Source organism: Sphingobium sp. MK2, assembly GCF_040170545.1.
In the GTDB taxonomy this organism is placed as follows: Bacteria; Pseudomonadota; Alphaproteobacteria; order Sphingomonadales; family Sphingomonadaceae; genus Sphingobium.
In genome coordinates this window covers 39,073-53,963 of sequence record NZ_JAZDXA010000036.1, presented here as the reverse complement: position 1 = coordinate 53,963, position 14,891 = coordinate 39,073, and the positions used below count along the sequence as shown (strand labels likewise).

Below are 14,891 nucleotides of genomic sequence, written 5' to 3'. Positions count from 1 at the left end.
AAGTCGAGAAACGGGCGTACAGGTTTCTCGACTTCGCTCGAAACGAACGGCGGTTGGGAGCTACTGAGGAGGGAACGCAAGCATGGCACGCGGCAATCGTATCTTTGCAGGACCAAGGCTGCGCCAGTTGCGCCTCGACCATCGCATGGACCAGGCGACGATGGCGCAGGCGTTGAGCATATCCGTGTCCTACCTCTCCCAGATGGAGAATGACGACCGGCCGCTGACGGCCAAGGTCAAGGCCGCACTGGCCAATGCCTTTCCGACCGACTGGGCCAGTTTCGACGCGCGGGAGGACGAACAGATGTTGGGCGCCTTCACCTTTGCGCTCAGCCATCCCGAATTACCGGGCGTCGCGCTGGAGCCGGAGCGGATCGAGAAATTGCATCTGCAATTCCCGGAATTCGCGGCGCGCTATCTCGACCTCTATAATGCCCATCTGCGCGCCAACGAGCGCATCAACATGATCGAGGAAGCGATCGCCAACGACAGCACGGTGCAGGCGCGGCTACCATGGGAAGCGGCGCGCGACTGGTTTCATGAGGCGGGCAATTATGTCCATAGTATCGATTGCCTGGCCGAAGATATGGCCGCCAGCTTCACCGCCGGACAGACACTGGACGAAGGCATGCTGGTCGAAGCGCTGGCGCGGCGGCATGGCATCGAAACGCTGATCGCCGACACGCCCGACAGCGCGTTGCGATCCTATACGAGCAGCACAAAGCGGCTGTTCGTCAATGCGGCGCTGCCGACCGAGAGCCGCAAATTCATGCTGGCACACCAGCTTATGATGCTGGAGGGCCAAGCGGTAATCGCCGATGTAGTGAGTAAGGCGGGGCTGCCGGTCACCGGAGCAGACCGTCTGCTGGCGATCGGATTGGGCAACTACGCAGCGGGCGCGCTATTGATGCCCTATGCCGCCTTCCGCGAGGCGGCGCGAGTAATGCGGCATGATATAGACAGGCTGTCGCGCACCTTCGGCGTCAGTTTCGAGCAGGCCTGCCATCGGCTTTCGACGCTCCAGCGGCCGGGGCTGCGCGGCATTCCCTTCTTCTTCTGCCGCGTCGACATGGCGGGCAATATCACCAAACGGCACAGTGCCACCCGGTTGCAGTTCGCACGATTCGGCGGGGCTTGCCCCTTGTGGAACGTGCATGAGGCAGTCGCGATCCCCGACCGGATCAATGTGCAACTGGGAGAGACGCCCGATGGCGTGCGGTACGTCTCGATGGCCAAGGGGCTGGTCAAGCCATCAGGCAGCTATAGCCGGACGCCGCGCCGCTTTGCCGTGGTGTTGGGGTGCGAGACGGCGCATGCGGCGAACTTCGTCTATGCCGACGGGCTGCAACTGGACGTCGAAGGCGCAGCGACGCCGATCGGCATCACCTGTCGCCTCTGTTCGCGCCAAAGCTGCGACCAGCGCGCCTTTCCGCCGGCCGATCGGCCGATCCATGTCGACCCGGACAATCGGCAGATCGTCCCTTACTGGATTGGGTAAGCGATAGGGTTAGGGCTTCGTGCCTTGGCCATCGTGCAGTTTCGCCCACAGGCCCGCCGTGCCCGCTTCCTGCGCCTTCATCGTGAATTGCGCGGCAACCAGCCAGCCCTTGATCGGCCGCAAAGGCAAAATGGTGGTCAGGATCAGCACCGGCACGCCAACGGCCAGATGAACCCACACGCCCGGCCGCGCCATGATTTCGAGCATGATGATGAAGATGACGCCGGGCACGCAGGCGAACAGTTGCACGAACACGGCCGGGCCATCGGCAGGGTCCGCAAAGCTGTAATTGAGGCCACAGACTTCGCAATGATCGCGCATCGTTAGGAAACCTTTGAAGATATGCCCTTCGCCGCATCGGGGACAGCGGCCGAGTACACCCGTCTCATGCGCCGGGCGCTTGGGCCATTGGCGGCCGCTCTCGTCGACCCAATGGGGCTGTTTCTGCATATCTGTCATACGCCTCATGTGGCGTGTGCTGGCCGCATTGCAATTGGCCCTTTTGTCCTACCCCTTTGCGCGCCACTGGCCAAGGGGCGCACAAGGCGCTATCGCGCGCGCCAATCATTCCGATCTTCAAAGGCAGTCAAATGGGTTTTCGTTGTGGTATCGTCGGTCTTCCCAATGTGGGCAAGTCCACCCTGTTCAACGCGCTGACAGAGACGCAGGCGGCGCAGGCGGCGAACTATCCCTTCTGCACGATCGAGCCGAACGAGGGGCGCGTGGCCGTGCCAGACCCTCGGCTGGAGACGATCGCGAAGATCGGCGGATCGGCGAAAATCATCGAAACGCAGTTGGCGTTCGTGGACATTGCGGGCCTGGTGCGCGGCGCATCCAAGGGCGAAGGGCTGGGCAACCAGTTCCTCGCCAATATTCGCGAGACCGACGCGATCGTCCATGTGCTGCGCTGTTTCGAGGATGACGACATCACCCATGTCGAAAACAAGGTTGATCCGATCGCCGACGCCGAGACGGTCGAGACGGAATTGATGCTGGCCGACCTCGAAAGCCTGGAAAAGCGCGTTCCCAACCTGTTGAAAAAAGGAGCGCAGGGCGACAAGGAAGCGAAGGCGGCCGCCGCCGTTCTGGGTCAGGCGCTCGACCTGCTGCGAGACGGCAAGCCCGCGCGCCTGACGGTGCCTCGCGATGAGGAAGAAGCGCGGCTGTTCGCGCAGGCGCAACTGCTGACCGCCAAGCCCGTCCTCTATGTCTGCAATGTCGAGGAGGACAGCGCGTCGAGCGGCAACGCCCATTCGGCGCGTGTGTTCGAAAAGGCAGCGGCAGAAAATGCCAAGGCGGTGATCGTGTCCGCCGCGATCGAGGCGGAACTCGTCACCATGCCCATCGAGGAACGGGCGGAATATCTCGAAGCGCTGGGCCTTGCCGAAGCGGGTCTCGCGCGGATCATCCGGGCGGGGTACGAGTTGCTCGGCCTCATCACCTTCTTCACCGTCGGCCCCAAGGAAGCGCGCGCCTGGACCGTAGCACGCGGATCGAAGGCTCCGCAGGCGGCGGGCGCAATCCATACCGATTTCGAAAAAGGCTTCATCCGCGCCGAAACCATGGCCTTTGCCGACTATGTCCAGTTCAACGGCGAAGCCGGGGCCAAGGAAGCAGGCAAATGGCGGTCGGAAGGCAAGGACTATGTGACGCAGGACGGCGACATCATGTTGTTCCGCTTCAACGTCTGACCCCATGGCACTGCGCCCCGGCCAATCGCCTGCGCAGCGCAAGGCCGCCTTCCCGCCCAGCGTCGATGCGGACACAAGGCTGCTGATCCTCGGCAGCCTGCCCGGCGATGCGTCGATCCGGCAGGGGGAATATTATGCCCATCGCGGCAACGCCTTCTGGATGCTGATGGGCGATGTGCTGGGCGAGGATCTGCGCGGTCAACCCTATGCCATGCGGCTCAAGCGGTTGCGGACACGGGGCGTCGGCCTGTGGGATGTGATCGAAAGCGCGCAGCGCGAGGGGAGCCTGGACGGGGCCATTCGCGGGGCGGAAGTCCGCGATTTGGGGGCGTTCGTCGCCCGGCTGCCGATGCTTGCGGCGATCGGTTTCAATGGCAAAACCGCCGCCACGCAGGGTCGGCGCCAATTGGGCGACCGGCCGGGCCTGACGCTGATCGACCTTCCCTCCTCCAGCGGCGCTTATGCCAGCCTGTCGCGCGCCCAAAAGGCGGAGCGCTGGGCCGCCCTGCGCCAATGGATCGGCCCGCCCGAAGCCTAGTGTCACTTTACCGTCATGGCATCCCTGCTAAGCGGCTGTCTTCCCAAGCCCATAATCACAGAGTCGCCATGATCCCCCGTTCGATAGCCATTGCCCTTTGCCTCTCCCTGTCCGGAGCGCTGGGGGCCTGCGCTTCGGTCGAACAGCGTCCGGCCGCCGTTGCCCAGGCAGAAGCGCGCGCGCCGGTCACTATCCTCGTGTCGATCGACGGATTCCACCCGGATTATCTGAAACGGGGGGGCACCCCTACCCTGACCGCCCTGGCCGCAGCCGGTGTCGAAGGACCGATGCGCCCCTCCTTCCCGACCAAGACCTTCCCCAATCACTGGACGATCGTGACCGGCAAGCGGCCCGATCATAATGGCATCGTCGCCAACAGCATGGAGGATGTCACCCGCCCCAATGAACGCTTCACCATGGCCAGCGACGATCCCTATTGGTGGAATGAGGCGGAGCCGATCTGGGTGACGGCGGAAAAGGCGGGAATACGCACGGCCACCATGTTCTGGCCCGGCTCCAACGTAGCCTGGGGTGGCACGCGCCTGCAGCAATGGCCCTATACATTGGACGGCGGCACCCGGCCGAGCGACTGGGCGCAGTTCAACCAGCAGGTCAGTGGCACCCAGCGCGTCAACATGGTGCTGGACGTCCTTCGCCGCCCGGCCGCCATCCGCCCGCGCTTCGTCACCCTCTATTTCGACATCGTCGATACGGCCGGTCATATTTATGGACCGGATGCACCGGAAACCGCGCGCGCGGCAACAGAGGTGGACGGCCATATTCGTGACCTGATCGACGGTCTGAAGACTATGGGGCAGCCCGCCAATCTCGTCATCCTGTCCGATCACGGCATGGCCGCCAGCGCCAGCGACCGGGTGGTGATATTGGACAAGATCGCTGATCCGGCCGATTATCGCGTTGTCGAATCCGGTCCTTATGCCACGCTGGCGGCACAGCCGGGACGCGAAAAGGCGCTGGAAGCCGCTCTGCTCAAGCCCCACCCCCATATGCAATGCTGGCGCAAGGAAGCGATGCCCGCCCGTTTCCATTATGGCACGCATCGGCGCATCCCGCCCTATTTCTGCCTGGGTGAAACCGGGTGGGAAATTCAGCCGACCACCCCGACCTACGCCATAACCGGCGGCAGCCATGGCTGGGACGATCAGGCACCGGAAATGCGCGCATTGTTCATCGCGCACGGCCCGGCCTTCACCGCAGGCACGAAGCCGAAGCGCGATTTCGCCAATGTCGATGTCTATCCCCTGCTCGCGCGCCTGATCGGCATCGCGCCGGTGCCCGGTGACGGTGATCCGGCCGCGCTTGCCCCCATCCTCGCACACTGACATCCCTTCAGGACATTTGCCATGTTGACCCGTCGCCAGATACTGACCGCCGTTGCTATACCCGCCATCGGCGCACCCGCTCTATTGAAGGCGCAAAGCTGGTATGCGGGCTATCCCTTTTCGCTGGGGGTAACGTCGGGCGATCCGGCCGCCGATGGTTTCGTGATCTGGACTAAGCTTGCACCCAAGCCGTTCGAGCCACATGGCGGGATGCCGACCGTCCCGCTCCCGGTGAAATGGGAGGTGGCCAGCGATGATCGTTTCAGAACGATCGTGGCATCCGGCGAGGCGACCGCGCGGCCTGAACTGGGCCACAGCGTCCATGTCGAAGTGACCGGCCTGCAACCCGACCGGCCCTATTGGTATCGTTTCGCGCTGGCAGGCGACCAGTCGCCGCGCGGCCGCGCTCGCACCTTGCCGCTGGCCTCGGCCAGTCCCAAAGCGCTGAAATTCGGTGTCGCGGGGTGTCAGAATTATGAGGATGGGTATTTTACCGCTTTCCGCCATCTCGCGCGCGAGGACGACCTCGCCTTCGTCTATCATTATGGCGACTTCATCTATGAATATAAGCAGCGCGGGCCGGACTATGACAAGGATGGGCTACCCGTGCCCCATGTGCGCGATCATATCGGCCAGGATTGTCTCGATGTAGCGGACTATCGGCTGCGCTATGCCCAATATCTGAGCGATTACGACCTGCAGGCCGCGCGCGCCAAACATACATGGTTCCCCACTTTTGACGATCATGAGGTGGAGAATAATTGGGTGCAGGACCAAAACTGGAAAGCGGTGCCGCCGGAGATTTTCCGCCTGCGCCGTCAGGCGGGATTGCAGGCCTGGTACGAATATATGCCCGTGCGCGCTGCCATGCTGCCGCGCAACGGGATCATCACCAACATGTATCGAGAGGCACGCTATGGCGATCTGCTCTCGATAGATTTTCTCGACACCCGCTCCTTCCGCTCGAAACAGCCCTGCGACGATGGTTTCAAACCCTATTGCCCCGGCATTGACGACAGCAAGGCTCAGGTCATTTCCGCCGAAGAGGAAAGCTGGCTGGTCCGCAACATGACGCGGGGCCAAACGCAATGGAACTGCGTGGCGCAGCAGGTGATGATGATGTCGCTCGACCGCCGCCGCTATGCGGACGAAACCCAGAAAATCTATAATATCGACACCTGGGCCGCTTATAGCGCACAGCGCAACCGTTTGCTCGGCAAGATGCGCGGCCTGAACAATGTGGTCGTGCTAACCGGCGACGAGCATCAGAATTTCGCGGGGCTGCTCGACAATGGCGACAAGACCGTGGCGGTCGAGTTCGTTTCCACCTCCATCTCATCGGGCGGCGACGGGTCGGACCTGCGCACCGGCAGCGACATCATGCTGAGGAATAATCCAGAGCTGAAATTCATCAACGACCAGCGCGGCTATCTGGTGTGCGAAGTCACGCCCGACGCCTGGACGACGCAGGCGCGGGTCATGGATCAGGTATCGACGCCGGGCGGCGCGATCAGCACGCGGGCGACGATGACCGTCCCGCGTGGGCAACCCTCACTACAGATCAGCTAACATTGACGTAAACGTAAGCCCTGTTAGAACGGCATCCGTTGCAGAAGGATAGATATGGCGATGGATGACATTCTCTATTTCGAGGACATAGAGGTTGGCGACAGCTTCGCCTTCGGTCCGTTGACGGTCAGCCGCGAGGAAACGATCGCCTTCGCCGCCGAATTCGACCCGCAGCCTTTTCATCTTTCGGACGAAGCGGCCGCGACCACCCACTTTGGCACCATATCAGCCAGCGGATGGCATACCACCGCCCTTTTCATGAAGATGTTCGTGGCGGAGATGCAGAAAAATCCGGCGCGTCAGGCAGCGAGCCTGGGCGCGATCGGCGTCGATGAACTGCGCTGGCTCCGCCCGCTGCGCCCCGGCGACACGCTGCGCGGGACAAGCGAAGTCATCGACAAGAAAGCCTCGCAAAGCCGCCCGGAAATGGGGATCGTGCGTAGCAAGGTGACGATCCTCAATCAGGAAGACCAGCCGGTATTGACGATGATCCCGATCGCAATGTGGCGGACGCGGCCGAAATAATCTGAGCGTTGGTTGTTATCTGGTCGGCGGATTCGGATCACTTCCGCCCAAACAGCTTCTCAATATCGCCATGGCCCAACTTCACCCAAGTCGGTCGCCCATGGTTGCACTGGCCTGACCGCGGCGTCACTTCCATCTCCCGAAGCAGCGCGTTCATTTCCGCAACGCTCAGCACGCGGCCTGCGCGGACCGATCCGTGGCAGGCCATGGTCGCGGCGACGAGGTCGAGCCGTTCTTTCAGAGACAGAGCACTGTCATAGGCGGCGAGGTCGTCGGCCAGGTCAGTGACCAAACCCTGCACGTCCGACTGGCCAAGCATCGCAGGCACCGCGCGGACCAGCATGGCGGAGGGGCCGAAACGTTCCAGTTCCAGCCCGAAGTCGCGCAGTTCCGCCACGCGGGCTTCCAGACGGTCGCAGGCGGGTTCTTCCAGTTCAACGACTTCGGGCAGCAACAGCGCTTGGCTGGCAACCCCCTGCCCCTCCATCGCCCGGCGCATCCGTTCCAGCGTCAACCGTTCATGCGCGGCATGCTGATCGACAATGACGAGACCGTCTTCTGCCTCTGCCACGATGTAGGTGCGCGCCACCTGCCCGCGCGCAACGCCCAGCGGAAAGCTTTGACCTTCGGGTGCCGGAGCGGCGGCGGGTTCGGCGCGGGCCTGGGGTGGCGGGGTCAGAAAATTCGACCGCCGGTCGCCGAAAGACGACGAAGCCAATGGATTATAGCTGACCGACGCTGCCTCGAAGATCGGCATGGTGCCGATCGGCGTCGGCGAGACCGGCTCGGCGCGCCAAGCGGACAATGCGGCGGGATCAGCATTCTGGACCGCGCGAAAACCCTCCGCATCCAACGCGCGGCGCAGGCCGGACACGATCATCCCTCGGATCATCGTGGGATCGCGGAAGCGCACCTCTGTCTTGGCCGGATGGACATTGACGTCCACATCGAGCGGCGGCACGTCGAGGAACAGGGCAACGACCGGATGCCGGTCGCGAGCCAGCATGTCGGCATAAGCACCCCGCAGCGCCCCAATCAGCAGCCGGTCCTTCACCGGCCGACCATTCACGAACAGATATTGATGGTCGCCCACCCCCCGATTATAGGTGGGTATGGAGGCAACGCCCGACAGGCGCACGCCTTCGCGCTCCAAACTGACAATCACATGATTATCCGCCAGCGCCCGATCAGTGAGCGCAGCCACCCGCTCCTCCCGCGCCTCGCCCGCCTGCACGCCCAGCACCCGGCGACCATCATGTTCCAACGCGAAGGCGACGGCGGGATGTGCCATTGCGAGACGGCGGACGATGTCGAGGCAGGCGGCATATTCCGCCTTGGGCGAACGCAGAAACTTACGCCGGGCAGGCACTTTGGCGAAAAGCTGTTCCACGATGACGCGGGTGCCAGGGGGCAACGCCGCCGGACCTTCGGCCACTAGCTGGCCATTGTCCACGGTCCGGCTCCACCCATCCGCACCCGCTACCCGGCTGTCAATGGTCAACCGTGCGACGCTGGCGATAGAAGGCAGCGCCTCGCCGCGAAAACCCAGAGTCGCCACATTTTCAATGGCATCGTCATCCGGCATCTTCGACGTGGCATGCCGTTCGAGCGCCAGCGCCATGTCCGCCGAATCCATGCCGCAGCCATCATCGCTCACCTCGATCCGGTCCAGCCCTCCGCCCGACAGACGGATGGCGAGCCGAGTCGCCCCCGCATCCAAAGCGTTTTCGACGATTTCCTTCAGCGCGCTGGCGGGTCTTTCGACCACCTCACCGGCAGCGATACGATTGACCAAATGTTCGGGTAGGCGGCGTATTGACATTGATTAGGGACTAGCCCAAGCGAGCGCTTTCCGCGACCCGCGACGCCAAATATTTTGCACTGCACTGGGCAAAAGCCATGTGGCGTAGCGGATGAGCAGAACAGCTTTCCGACTGGTCCCCTGTCGCGTCGCGGGGACGGCGGGCGATACAGGATAAGGCATGTCGATCTTCTCGCGTCTCTTCAAATTCTCCTCGCAGGATATGGCCATCGACTTGGGCACCGCCAATACGGTGGTCTATGTGCGCGGCCGCGGCATTGTGCTGAACGAACCGTCGGTGGTGGCGGTCGAGACGCTGAACGGCGTCAAGCGGGTGAAGGCCGTAGGCGTCGACGCCAAGCTGATGATGGGCAAGACCCCGGACTCGATCGAAGCCATCCGGCCGCTGCGCGACGGCGTCATCGCCGACATCGACGTCGCCGAACAGATGATCAAGCATTTCATCACCAAGGTCCATGGCGGCAAGCACAGCCCATGGCGCGCGCCGGAGATCGTCATCTGCGTGCCGTCGGGTTCCACCAGCGTCGAGCGCCGCGCCATTCGCGACGCCGCCAGCAACGCAGGCGCGCGCCAGGTCTTCCTGATCGAGGAACCGATGGCCGCCGCGATCGGTGCCGACATGCCGGTGACCGAGCCGATCGGCTCCATGGTCGTTGATATCGGTGGCGGCACGACCGAAGTGGCAGTCCTGTCGCTGCGCGGTCTGGCTTATACGACCAGCGTTCGTGTCGGTGGCGACAAGATGGACGAGGCGATCGTCTCCTTTGTCCGTCGTCATCATAATCTGCTGATCGGCGAAGCCACCGCCGAGCGCATCAAGAAGCAATATGGCATCGCCCAGTCGCCCGCCGATGGCGTGGGCGAGACGATCCATATCAAGGGTCGCGATCTGGTGAATGGCGTGCCCAAGGAAATCTCGATCAACCAGGGGCAGATCGCTGATGCGCTCGCAGAGCCGATCAGTACGATCGTCGAAGGCGTTCGGATCGCGCTGGAAAATACCGCGCCCGAACTGGCGGCCGACATTGTCGATCAGGGTATCGTCCTGACCGGCGGCGGTGCGTTGCTCAAGGGGCTGGACGATGAACTGCGCGACGAAACCGGCCTGCCGGTGACGATTGCCGAAGATCCGCTGACCTGTGTCGCGATCGGCACCGGCCGCGCGATGGAAGACCCGATTTTCCGGGGCGTATTGCAAACCGCCTGATCGAAAGGCCAGAGCGAAAGGGACGCGTAAATGGCGCGGCCACCCAGCCTACGCCCCGGCATCAACCGAAGGGCGCAATATAGCCTGTTCGCCAGCTATGTCGCGGCGATTGTCGGGGCTGCCGCCGCCCTGCTGTTGATCGTCGTTGCGATTTTCGATCCCACCGGCTTTGCCGGACTGCGTGCCGCAGCCGCCGAACTGACGCGCCCCTTGTCCTCCGGTCTGCGGAATATGGTCAGTGGCGTCAGTTCCGTTGATGAGGTGCTCGCAGCCTATTGGCGCGCGGGATCGCAAAATGTCGCCCTGCGCCGACAGGTCGAGGCAGATCGCAATCGCATCATAGAAGCCAAGGCAATCGCCCAGGAAAATGCCCGTCTCAAAAAGTTGCTACGCCTCGTCGATGCGGACCAGAGCAGCCTCTTGACCGCCAGACTCATCAGTTCCTCGTCCAGTAGCGCGCGCCGCTTTGCGCGGCTCAATGCCGGGCGCTGGCAGAGCGTGCAGCCGGGCATGCCGGTGCGCGCCGCCGAAGGGCTGATCGGCCGCATCTACAGCACCACGCCCAACACGTCCGAAGTGCTGCTGCTGACCGACACCGGCAATATCGTCCCGGTGCGCCGGGCCAATGACAGCGTACCCGCCATCTCCACGGGCGCGGGTGATGGGTCGGTGGAAATTCGCGCGCTGTCGGCAGGGCGCAATCCGTTCAAGCCCGGCGACCTTCTGGTCACGTCAGGCATTGGCGGCATTTATCAGCCGAATATCCCGGTCGCCGTGGTGGTTCGGGTGCAAGGCGAAATCGCGTGGGGCTTCCCCCTGGCCAACCCCTCGCGTGTCGATGCCGTGGTCGTCGAACGGCCGTTCGAGGATGTCGTGACCCGGCCGGACCCCGCAGCCGAGCGCCTGTCGACGGACGAAACCCCGCCCAGCAACATGGCCGGGCCATGATCGACCGTCACCTGCGTCATGTGTCGCGCCTGGGCAAACATCCCTCCCGGTTCAGATTGGCCGGAACGCCGGTCATAACCGTGATGATCGGGTCGCTGTCCGCCGCGCTGCCGCTGATTGCGCAATCGCCCATCATGCCACCCTTTGGCCTGTTGCTGCTGCTGTCCTGGCGGTTGCTGCGTCCCGAACTGTGGCGGGCCTGGATCGGCCTGCCGCTCGGCCTGTTTGATGACATGGTCAGCGGCCAGCCGATCGGATCGGCCATGTTTCTCTGGACAGTGACCCTGGTAGCGATTGATGCGGTCGAACATCGCCTGATATGGCGCAGTTACCGGCAGGACTGGCTAATTGCCGCTGTCGCCATTATCTTCTGCATTGCCACGGGTCTGTTCTTTGCGCGGATTACAGGTGGCGGTGAAGTGAGGTTGTTGTTGGTCGCGCCGCAAATGCTATGGACGATATTGTTATTTCCCTTCATCGTCCGGCAGTGCGCCCGGATTGATCGCTGGCGCGTGATGGCATGAAGCTCCCCTTGCTCAAGCGCAAGACCCTGACCGAAGCCAGCCAGACCTTCACCTTCTCCCGGCGGACGATGGTATTGGGGGTCATCCAGGGCGGTTTCGGTGCGATGCTGGCGGCGCGCATGGCTTGGATCAGCGTCGCTGAAAATGAAAAATATGCGATGCTGTCGGAAAGCAACCGGGTCAATCTGACGCTCATTCCGCCGCGCCGGGGATGGATCATAGACCGCAATGGCCGCCCCCTTGCGAACAACCGTACCGATTTCCGCGTGGATCTGATCCCGCAGCGCGTTGTCGATGCGGACGCCACGATCCGGCATTTGGCCCAATTGCTGAGCCTGGATTCGGACGAGGTTGAGCGCATTCGCGATGAACTGGACAAATCGGCGCGGTTTCGTCCGGTTCAGGTGTCGGACAAGCTGACCTACGAACAATATGCCGCCGTCAGCGTGCGCCTGCCCGACCTGCCCGGCGTCGCGCCCAGCCAGGGTTTTTCGCGTTATTATCCGGCCGGTTCCACCGTGGGCCACCTGCTCGGTTATGTCGGCCCGGCTACGGCGGAGGATTATAAGGAGCGGCGCGATCCCCTCCTGATCACGCCAGGGTTCAAGGTCGGCAAGGACGGGCTGGAAAAGGCATTCGATCAGCATCTGACCGGCAAACCGGGTGCCAAGCGGGTGGAGGTGACGGCGCGAGGAAAGATCGTGCGCGAACTCACGACGCGCCCGGACATGCCCGGCAACCCGGTCAAGCTGACGATCGACGCGGGCTTGCAGGAATATGCCGGCCGTCGTCTCGCGACCCAGAGCGGATCTGTAGTGGTGATCGACTGCGCCAATGGCGACGTGCTGGCGATGGCATCGATGCCGAGTTTCGATCCCAACAGCTTTTCCGATGGCATCAGCCAGTTGGAATGGGCGATGTTGTCGCAGGACGACCATGTGCCGCTGCGCAACAAGACGCTCCAGGGCCTTTACCCGCCCGGATCGACCGTCAAGCCGATGGTGGCGCTGGCGTTGCTGGAAGCGGGCATCGGACCGCAGGAAACGGTCGGTTGTGCCGGTGCCATCCGGGTCGGGAACACCTTGTTTCACTGCCACAAACGGCGCGGCCATGGTGCCGTCAACATGCGCACCGCCATCGCCCAAAGCTGCGACATCTATTTCTATCAGATGGCCCAGCGTATCGGGATGGATCGCATTGCGGAAATGGCCCGGCGATGCGGCATGGGTCAGCGCTTCGACCTGCCCTTCCCCAGCCAGAGCTACGGCACGGTGCCAGACCCGGCATGGAAGGAAAAGAAATATAGCCAGAAGTGGCAGGTCTATGACACGGTCAATGCGACCATCGGCCAAGGCTATATGCTCATAAACCCGCTCCAGATGGCGGTGATGGCGGCGCGACTGGCGACCGGCAAGCAATTGATGCCCAACTTCCTCCATGGCGCAAAACGCCCCGCCCCCGCGTCGGTCGGCGCGTCGGAGGCGCATCTCGCCGTGATCCGCGACGCGATGAGCGCCGTGGTCAATGGCGGCGGCACCGGCGGCGCGGCCCGCATGGCCATTCCCGACGTGCTGATCGCTGGCAAGACCGGCACGGCGCAGGTCCGTCGCATAACGATGGCAGAGCGCAAGGGCGGCGTCCGGCGAGACGCATCGCTCGCCTTCAAGCTGCGCGACCATGCCCTGTTTCAGGGCTTCGCCCCCTTCGACAATCCGCGCTACGCCGTGGCCTGCATCATCGAACATGGCGGTCATATGATCCGCAACGAGGACGCACCGATGATCGCCAGCGATACGCTTTCCTATCTGTTCGATCCCAAAAAGGCGACGGAGAAGCTTGAAGCGCTGGAAAAAGGCTGGGGCGGGACACCGGCTGAGCGACAGGCGCGACAAATGGCGGCCTTTCGCCTGGCCCGCGCCATCGAGAGGGGCGACGTTCCGAAACCCGCCCCAGATAGCGGCAGCAACGTTGCCGATGCCGACAATGGCACCGCAACCGCTTCGCCGCCACCCGGTAACGAGAGCGACGCGCCATGAGCCTCGTCCCGCATTCCCTGACCCAGTTTCCCTGGCGCGTGATGGTGCTGCTCCTTGCCATCGCCACTTTCGGCGTCCTGGTGCTGTACAGCGCGGCTGATGGCAACATCTTCCCCTGGGCGGTCAACCAGACGGTGCGGTTCTGCATCTTCTCGGCCATGGCGCTGGTCCTGAGCCGCATTCCCGTCGAGCTGTTCTCGCGCTTTGCCTTTCCTGCCTATGGCTGCGTGCTGGCGGCCCTGGTCGTCGTCGAACTGATCGGCGGTGTCAGGGGGGGCAGCCAGCGCTGGATCAATCTGGGCTTCATGCAACTCCAGCCTTCCGAATTCATGAAGCCGATCATCGTGCTGGCCGTCGCGCAATTCTACGCCATGCTGCCGGTGGGCGAAATTCGCCGCTGGAACGCGATATGGCCTGCGCTGGTGCTGATCGGCCTGCCTTGGTCGATGGTACTCATACAACCGGACCTTGGCACGGCCACCATGATCCTGGCGGGCGGCGTGACCGTCATGTTCCTGGCCGGATTGCCCATGCGCCTGTTCGTGGGGGCCGGGCTGACCCTTGCCGCGATCGTCCCGATCGCCTTCAGCTTCCTGCACGACTATCAGCAAAAGCGCGTCCTGATCTTCATGGCCCCCGAAAGCGACCCGCTAGGCGCAGGCTATCATATCAGCCAGTCGAAGATCGCCATCGGTTCGGGCGGCATTTGGGGCAAGGGCTTTCTCCAGGGATCGCAAAGCCATCTCGACTATCTGCCCGAAGGTCATACCGATTTCGTCTTCGCCACCATGGCGGAAGAATGGGGACTGGCGGGCGGCATAGTGCTGATCGGTGCCTTCATGCTGCTGTTCCGCTGGGGGCTGCGCGTGGCGATGCGGACGCCCGATAAATTCGCGCGCCTGGTCGCGGCAGGACTGACCACCACCATCTTCTTCTACGTCGCGATCAATCTGATGATGGTGATGGGCCTGGCACCCGTCGTCGGCATTCCCCTGCCCTTCATGTCCTATGGCGGCTCATCGATGCTGACGGTCATGCTGTGCGTCGGCATCATCATGGCCATCGACCGCAGTAACAAACGTAGTAGCAGCAATAGAAACTGGGCCTGAGACTGATGCGCTGTCACGGGGCTGAAACTTTTTGCGCTGCAACGCAATTTAGGGTTTGCGAATCCAGCCGACACTGCTAAT

At 62.9% G+C, this 14,891-nt stretch carries 13 protein-coding genes; 11 read left to right on the top strand and 2 right to left on the bottom strand.

Translation table 11 applies throughout. The annotated features are described in order from the left end of the window. Positions 1-82 precede the first annotated feature (82 nt). Positions 83-1,498, top strand: coding sequence for a short-chain fatty acyl-CoA regulator family protein (locus tag V2I08_RS15215; protein WP_333970347.1), 1,416 nt, complete (start codon positions 83-85; stop codon positions 1,496-1,498). A 9-nt stretch (positions 1,499-1,507) separates the two neighbouring features. Here V2I08_RS15215 and V2I08_RS15210 read toward each other — a convergent pair whose 3' ends face one another. Further along, a complete protein-coding gene (locus V2I08_RS15210; protein ID WP_349635880.1) occupies positions 1,508-1,948 on the bottom strand; it encodes a DUF983 domain-containing protein in 441 nt (146 codons plus the stop codon). A gap of 140 nt (positions 1,949-2,088) precedes the next feature. Here V2I08_RS15210 and ychF point away from each other — a divergent pair, with 140 nt between their 5' ends. From ychF to V2I08_RS15185, 5 genes are all read left to right on the top strand, one after another. Beyond that, positions 2,089-3,189, top strand: coding sequence for a redox-regulated ATPase YchF (gene ychF / locus V2I08_RS15205; RefSeq protein WP_349635879.1), 1,101 nt, complete (start codon positions 2,089-2,091; stop codon positions 3,187-3,189). A gap of 4 nt (positions 3,190-3,193) precedes the next feature. Continuing rightward, positions 3,194-3,727 (top strand): DNA-deoxyinosine glycosylase, encoded by a 534-nt coding sequence (locus tag V2I08_RS15200; RefSeq protein WP_349635878.1) that lies wholly within the window; start codon positions 3,194-3,196, stop codon positions 3,725-3,727. Positions 3,728-3,795: 68 nt separating this feature from the next. Continuing rightward, complete coding sequence (locus tag V2I08_RS15195) at positions 3,796-5,070, top strand: ectonucleotide pyrophosphatase/phosphodiesterase (protein WP_349635877.1); 1,275 nt, start codon at positions 3,796-3,798, stop codon at positions 5,068-5,070. Between the two features lie 21 nt (positions 5,071-5,091). Beyond that, positions 5,092-6,639, top strand: coding sequence for an alkaline phosphatase D family protein (locus V2I08_RS15190; RefSeq protein WP_349635876.1), 1,548 nt, complete (start codon positions 5,092-5,094; stop codon positions 6,637-6,639). Between the two features lie 60 nt (positions 6,640-6,699). Continuing rightward, complete coding sequence (locus V2I08_RS15185) at positions 6,700-7,164, top strand: MaoC family dehydratase (protein ID WP_349635882.1); 465 nt, start codon at positions 6,700-6,702, stop codon at positions 7,162-7,164. 37 nt (positions 7,165-7,201) lie between these two features. On the opposite strand, the gene mutL is transcribed toward V2I08_RS15185, so the two are convergent. Further along, positions 7,202-8,986 (bottom strand): DNA mismatch repair endonuclease MutL, encoded by a 1,785-nt coding sequence (mutL, locus tag V2I08_RS15180; protein ID WP_349635875.1) that lies wholly within the window; start codon positions 8,984-8,986, stop codon positions 7,202-7,204. Positions 8,987-9,146: 160 nt separating this feature from the next. Here mutL and V2I08_RS15175 point away from each other — a divergent pair, with 160 nt between their 5' ends. Genes V2I08_RS15175 through rodA form a run of 5 tightly spaced genes read left to right on the top strand, consistent with a single transcriptional unit; the run spans position 9,147 to position 14,810 of the window. Then, on the top strand, positions 9,147-10,193 hold the full coding sequence (locus V2I08_RS15175; protein WP_310222986.1) for a rod shape-determining protein: 1,047 nt from the start codon (positions 9,147-9,149) through the stop codon (positions 10,191-10,193). Between the two features lie 30 nt (positions 10,194-10,223). After that, the gene (gene mreC, locus V2I08_RS15170; RefSeq protein ID WP_349635874.1) at positions 10,224-11,141 is read left to right on the top strand and encodes a rod shape-determining protein MreC; all 918 of its coding nucleotides are present in this window, start codon (positions 10,224-10,226) and stop codon (positions 11,139-11,141) included. After that, complete coding sequence (gene mreD, locus V2I08_RS15165) at positions 11,138-11,665, top strand: rod shape-determining protein MreD (RefSeq protein ID WP_310222990.1); 528 nt, start codon at positions 11,138-11,140, stop codon at positions 11,663-11,665. Before mreC ends, mreD begins: the two co-directional genes overlap by 4 nt. Then, positions 11,662-13,701, top strand: a complete 2,040-nt coding sequence (gene mrdA, locus V2I08_RS15160) for a penicillin-binding protein 2 (RefSeq protein ID WP_349635873.1) — start codon at positions 11,662-11,664, stop codon at positions 13,699-13,701. Before mreD ends, mrdA begins: the two co-directional genes overlap by 4 nt. Next, positions 13,698-14,810 carry a rod shape-determining protein RodA gene (gene rodA, locus V2I08_RS15155; RefSeq protein WP_349635872.1) on the top strand — a complete coding sequence of 371 codons (1,113 nt, stop codon included), beginning with the start codon at positions 13,698-13,700 and terminating at the stop codon, positions 14,808-14,810. Before mrdA ends, rodA begins: the two co-directional genes overlap by 4 nt. Positions 14,811-14,891: the final 81 nt, after the last annotated feature.

What these genes read in the sequence shown, in the direction of transcription:
- V2I08_RS15185 (WP_349635882.1), top strand. Translation starts at nt 6,700, where the DNA reads ATGGATGACATTCTCTATTTCGAGGACATAGAGGTTGGCGACAGCTTC.
- V2I08_RS15210 (WP_349635880.1), bottom strand. Translation starts at nt 1,948, where the DNA reads ATGCAGAAACAGCCCCATTGGGTCGACGAGAGCGGCCGCCAATGGCCC.
- V2I08_RS15190 (WP_349635876.1), top strand. Translation starts at nt 5,092, where the DNA reads ATGTTGACCCGTCGCCAGATACTGACCGCCGTTGCTATACCCGCCATC.
- ychF (WP_349635879.1), top strand. Translation starts at nt 2,089, where the DNA reads ATGGGTTTTCGTTGTGGTATCGTCGGTCTTCCCAATGTGGGCAAGTCC.
- V2I08_RS15200 (WP_349635878.1), top strand. Translation starts at nt 3,194, where the DNA reads ATGGCACTGCGCCCCGGCCAATCGCCTGCGCAGCGCAAGGCCGCCTTC.
- rodA (WP_349635872.1), top strand. Translation starts at nt 13,698, where the DNA reads ATGAGCCTCGTCCCGCATTCCCTGACCCAGTTTCCCTGGCGCGTGATG.
- V2I08_RS15195 (WP_349635877.1), top strand. Translation starts at nt 3,796, where the DNA reads ATGATCCCCCGTTCGATAGCCATTGCCCTTTGCCTCTCCCTGTCCGGA.
- mreD (WP_310222990.1), top strand. Translation starts at nt 11,138, where the DNA reads ATGATCGACCGTCACCTGCGTCATGTGTCGCGCCTGGGCAAACATCCC.
- mutL (WP_349635875.1), bottom strand. Translation starts at nt 8,986, where the DNA reads ATGTCAATACGCCGCCTACCCGAACATTTGGTCAATCGTATCGCTGCC.
- V2I08_RS15215 (WP_333970347.1), top strand. Translation starts at nt 83, where the DNA reads ATGGCACGCGGCAATCGTATCTTTGCAGGACCAAGGCTGCGCCAGTTG.
- mreC (WP_349635874.1), top strand. Translation starts at nt 10,224, where the DNA reads ATGGCGCGGCCACCCAGCCTACGCCCCGGCATCAACCGAAGGGCGCAA.
- V2I08_RS15175 (WP_310222986.1), top strand. Translation starts at nt 9,147, where the DNA reads ATGTCGATCTTCTCGCGTCTCTTCAAATTCTCCTCGCAGGATATGGCC.
- mrdA (WP_349635873.1), top strand. Translation starts at nt 11,662, where the DNA reads ATGAAGCTCCCCTTGCTCAAGCGCAAGACCCTGACCGAAGCCAGCCAG.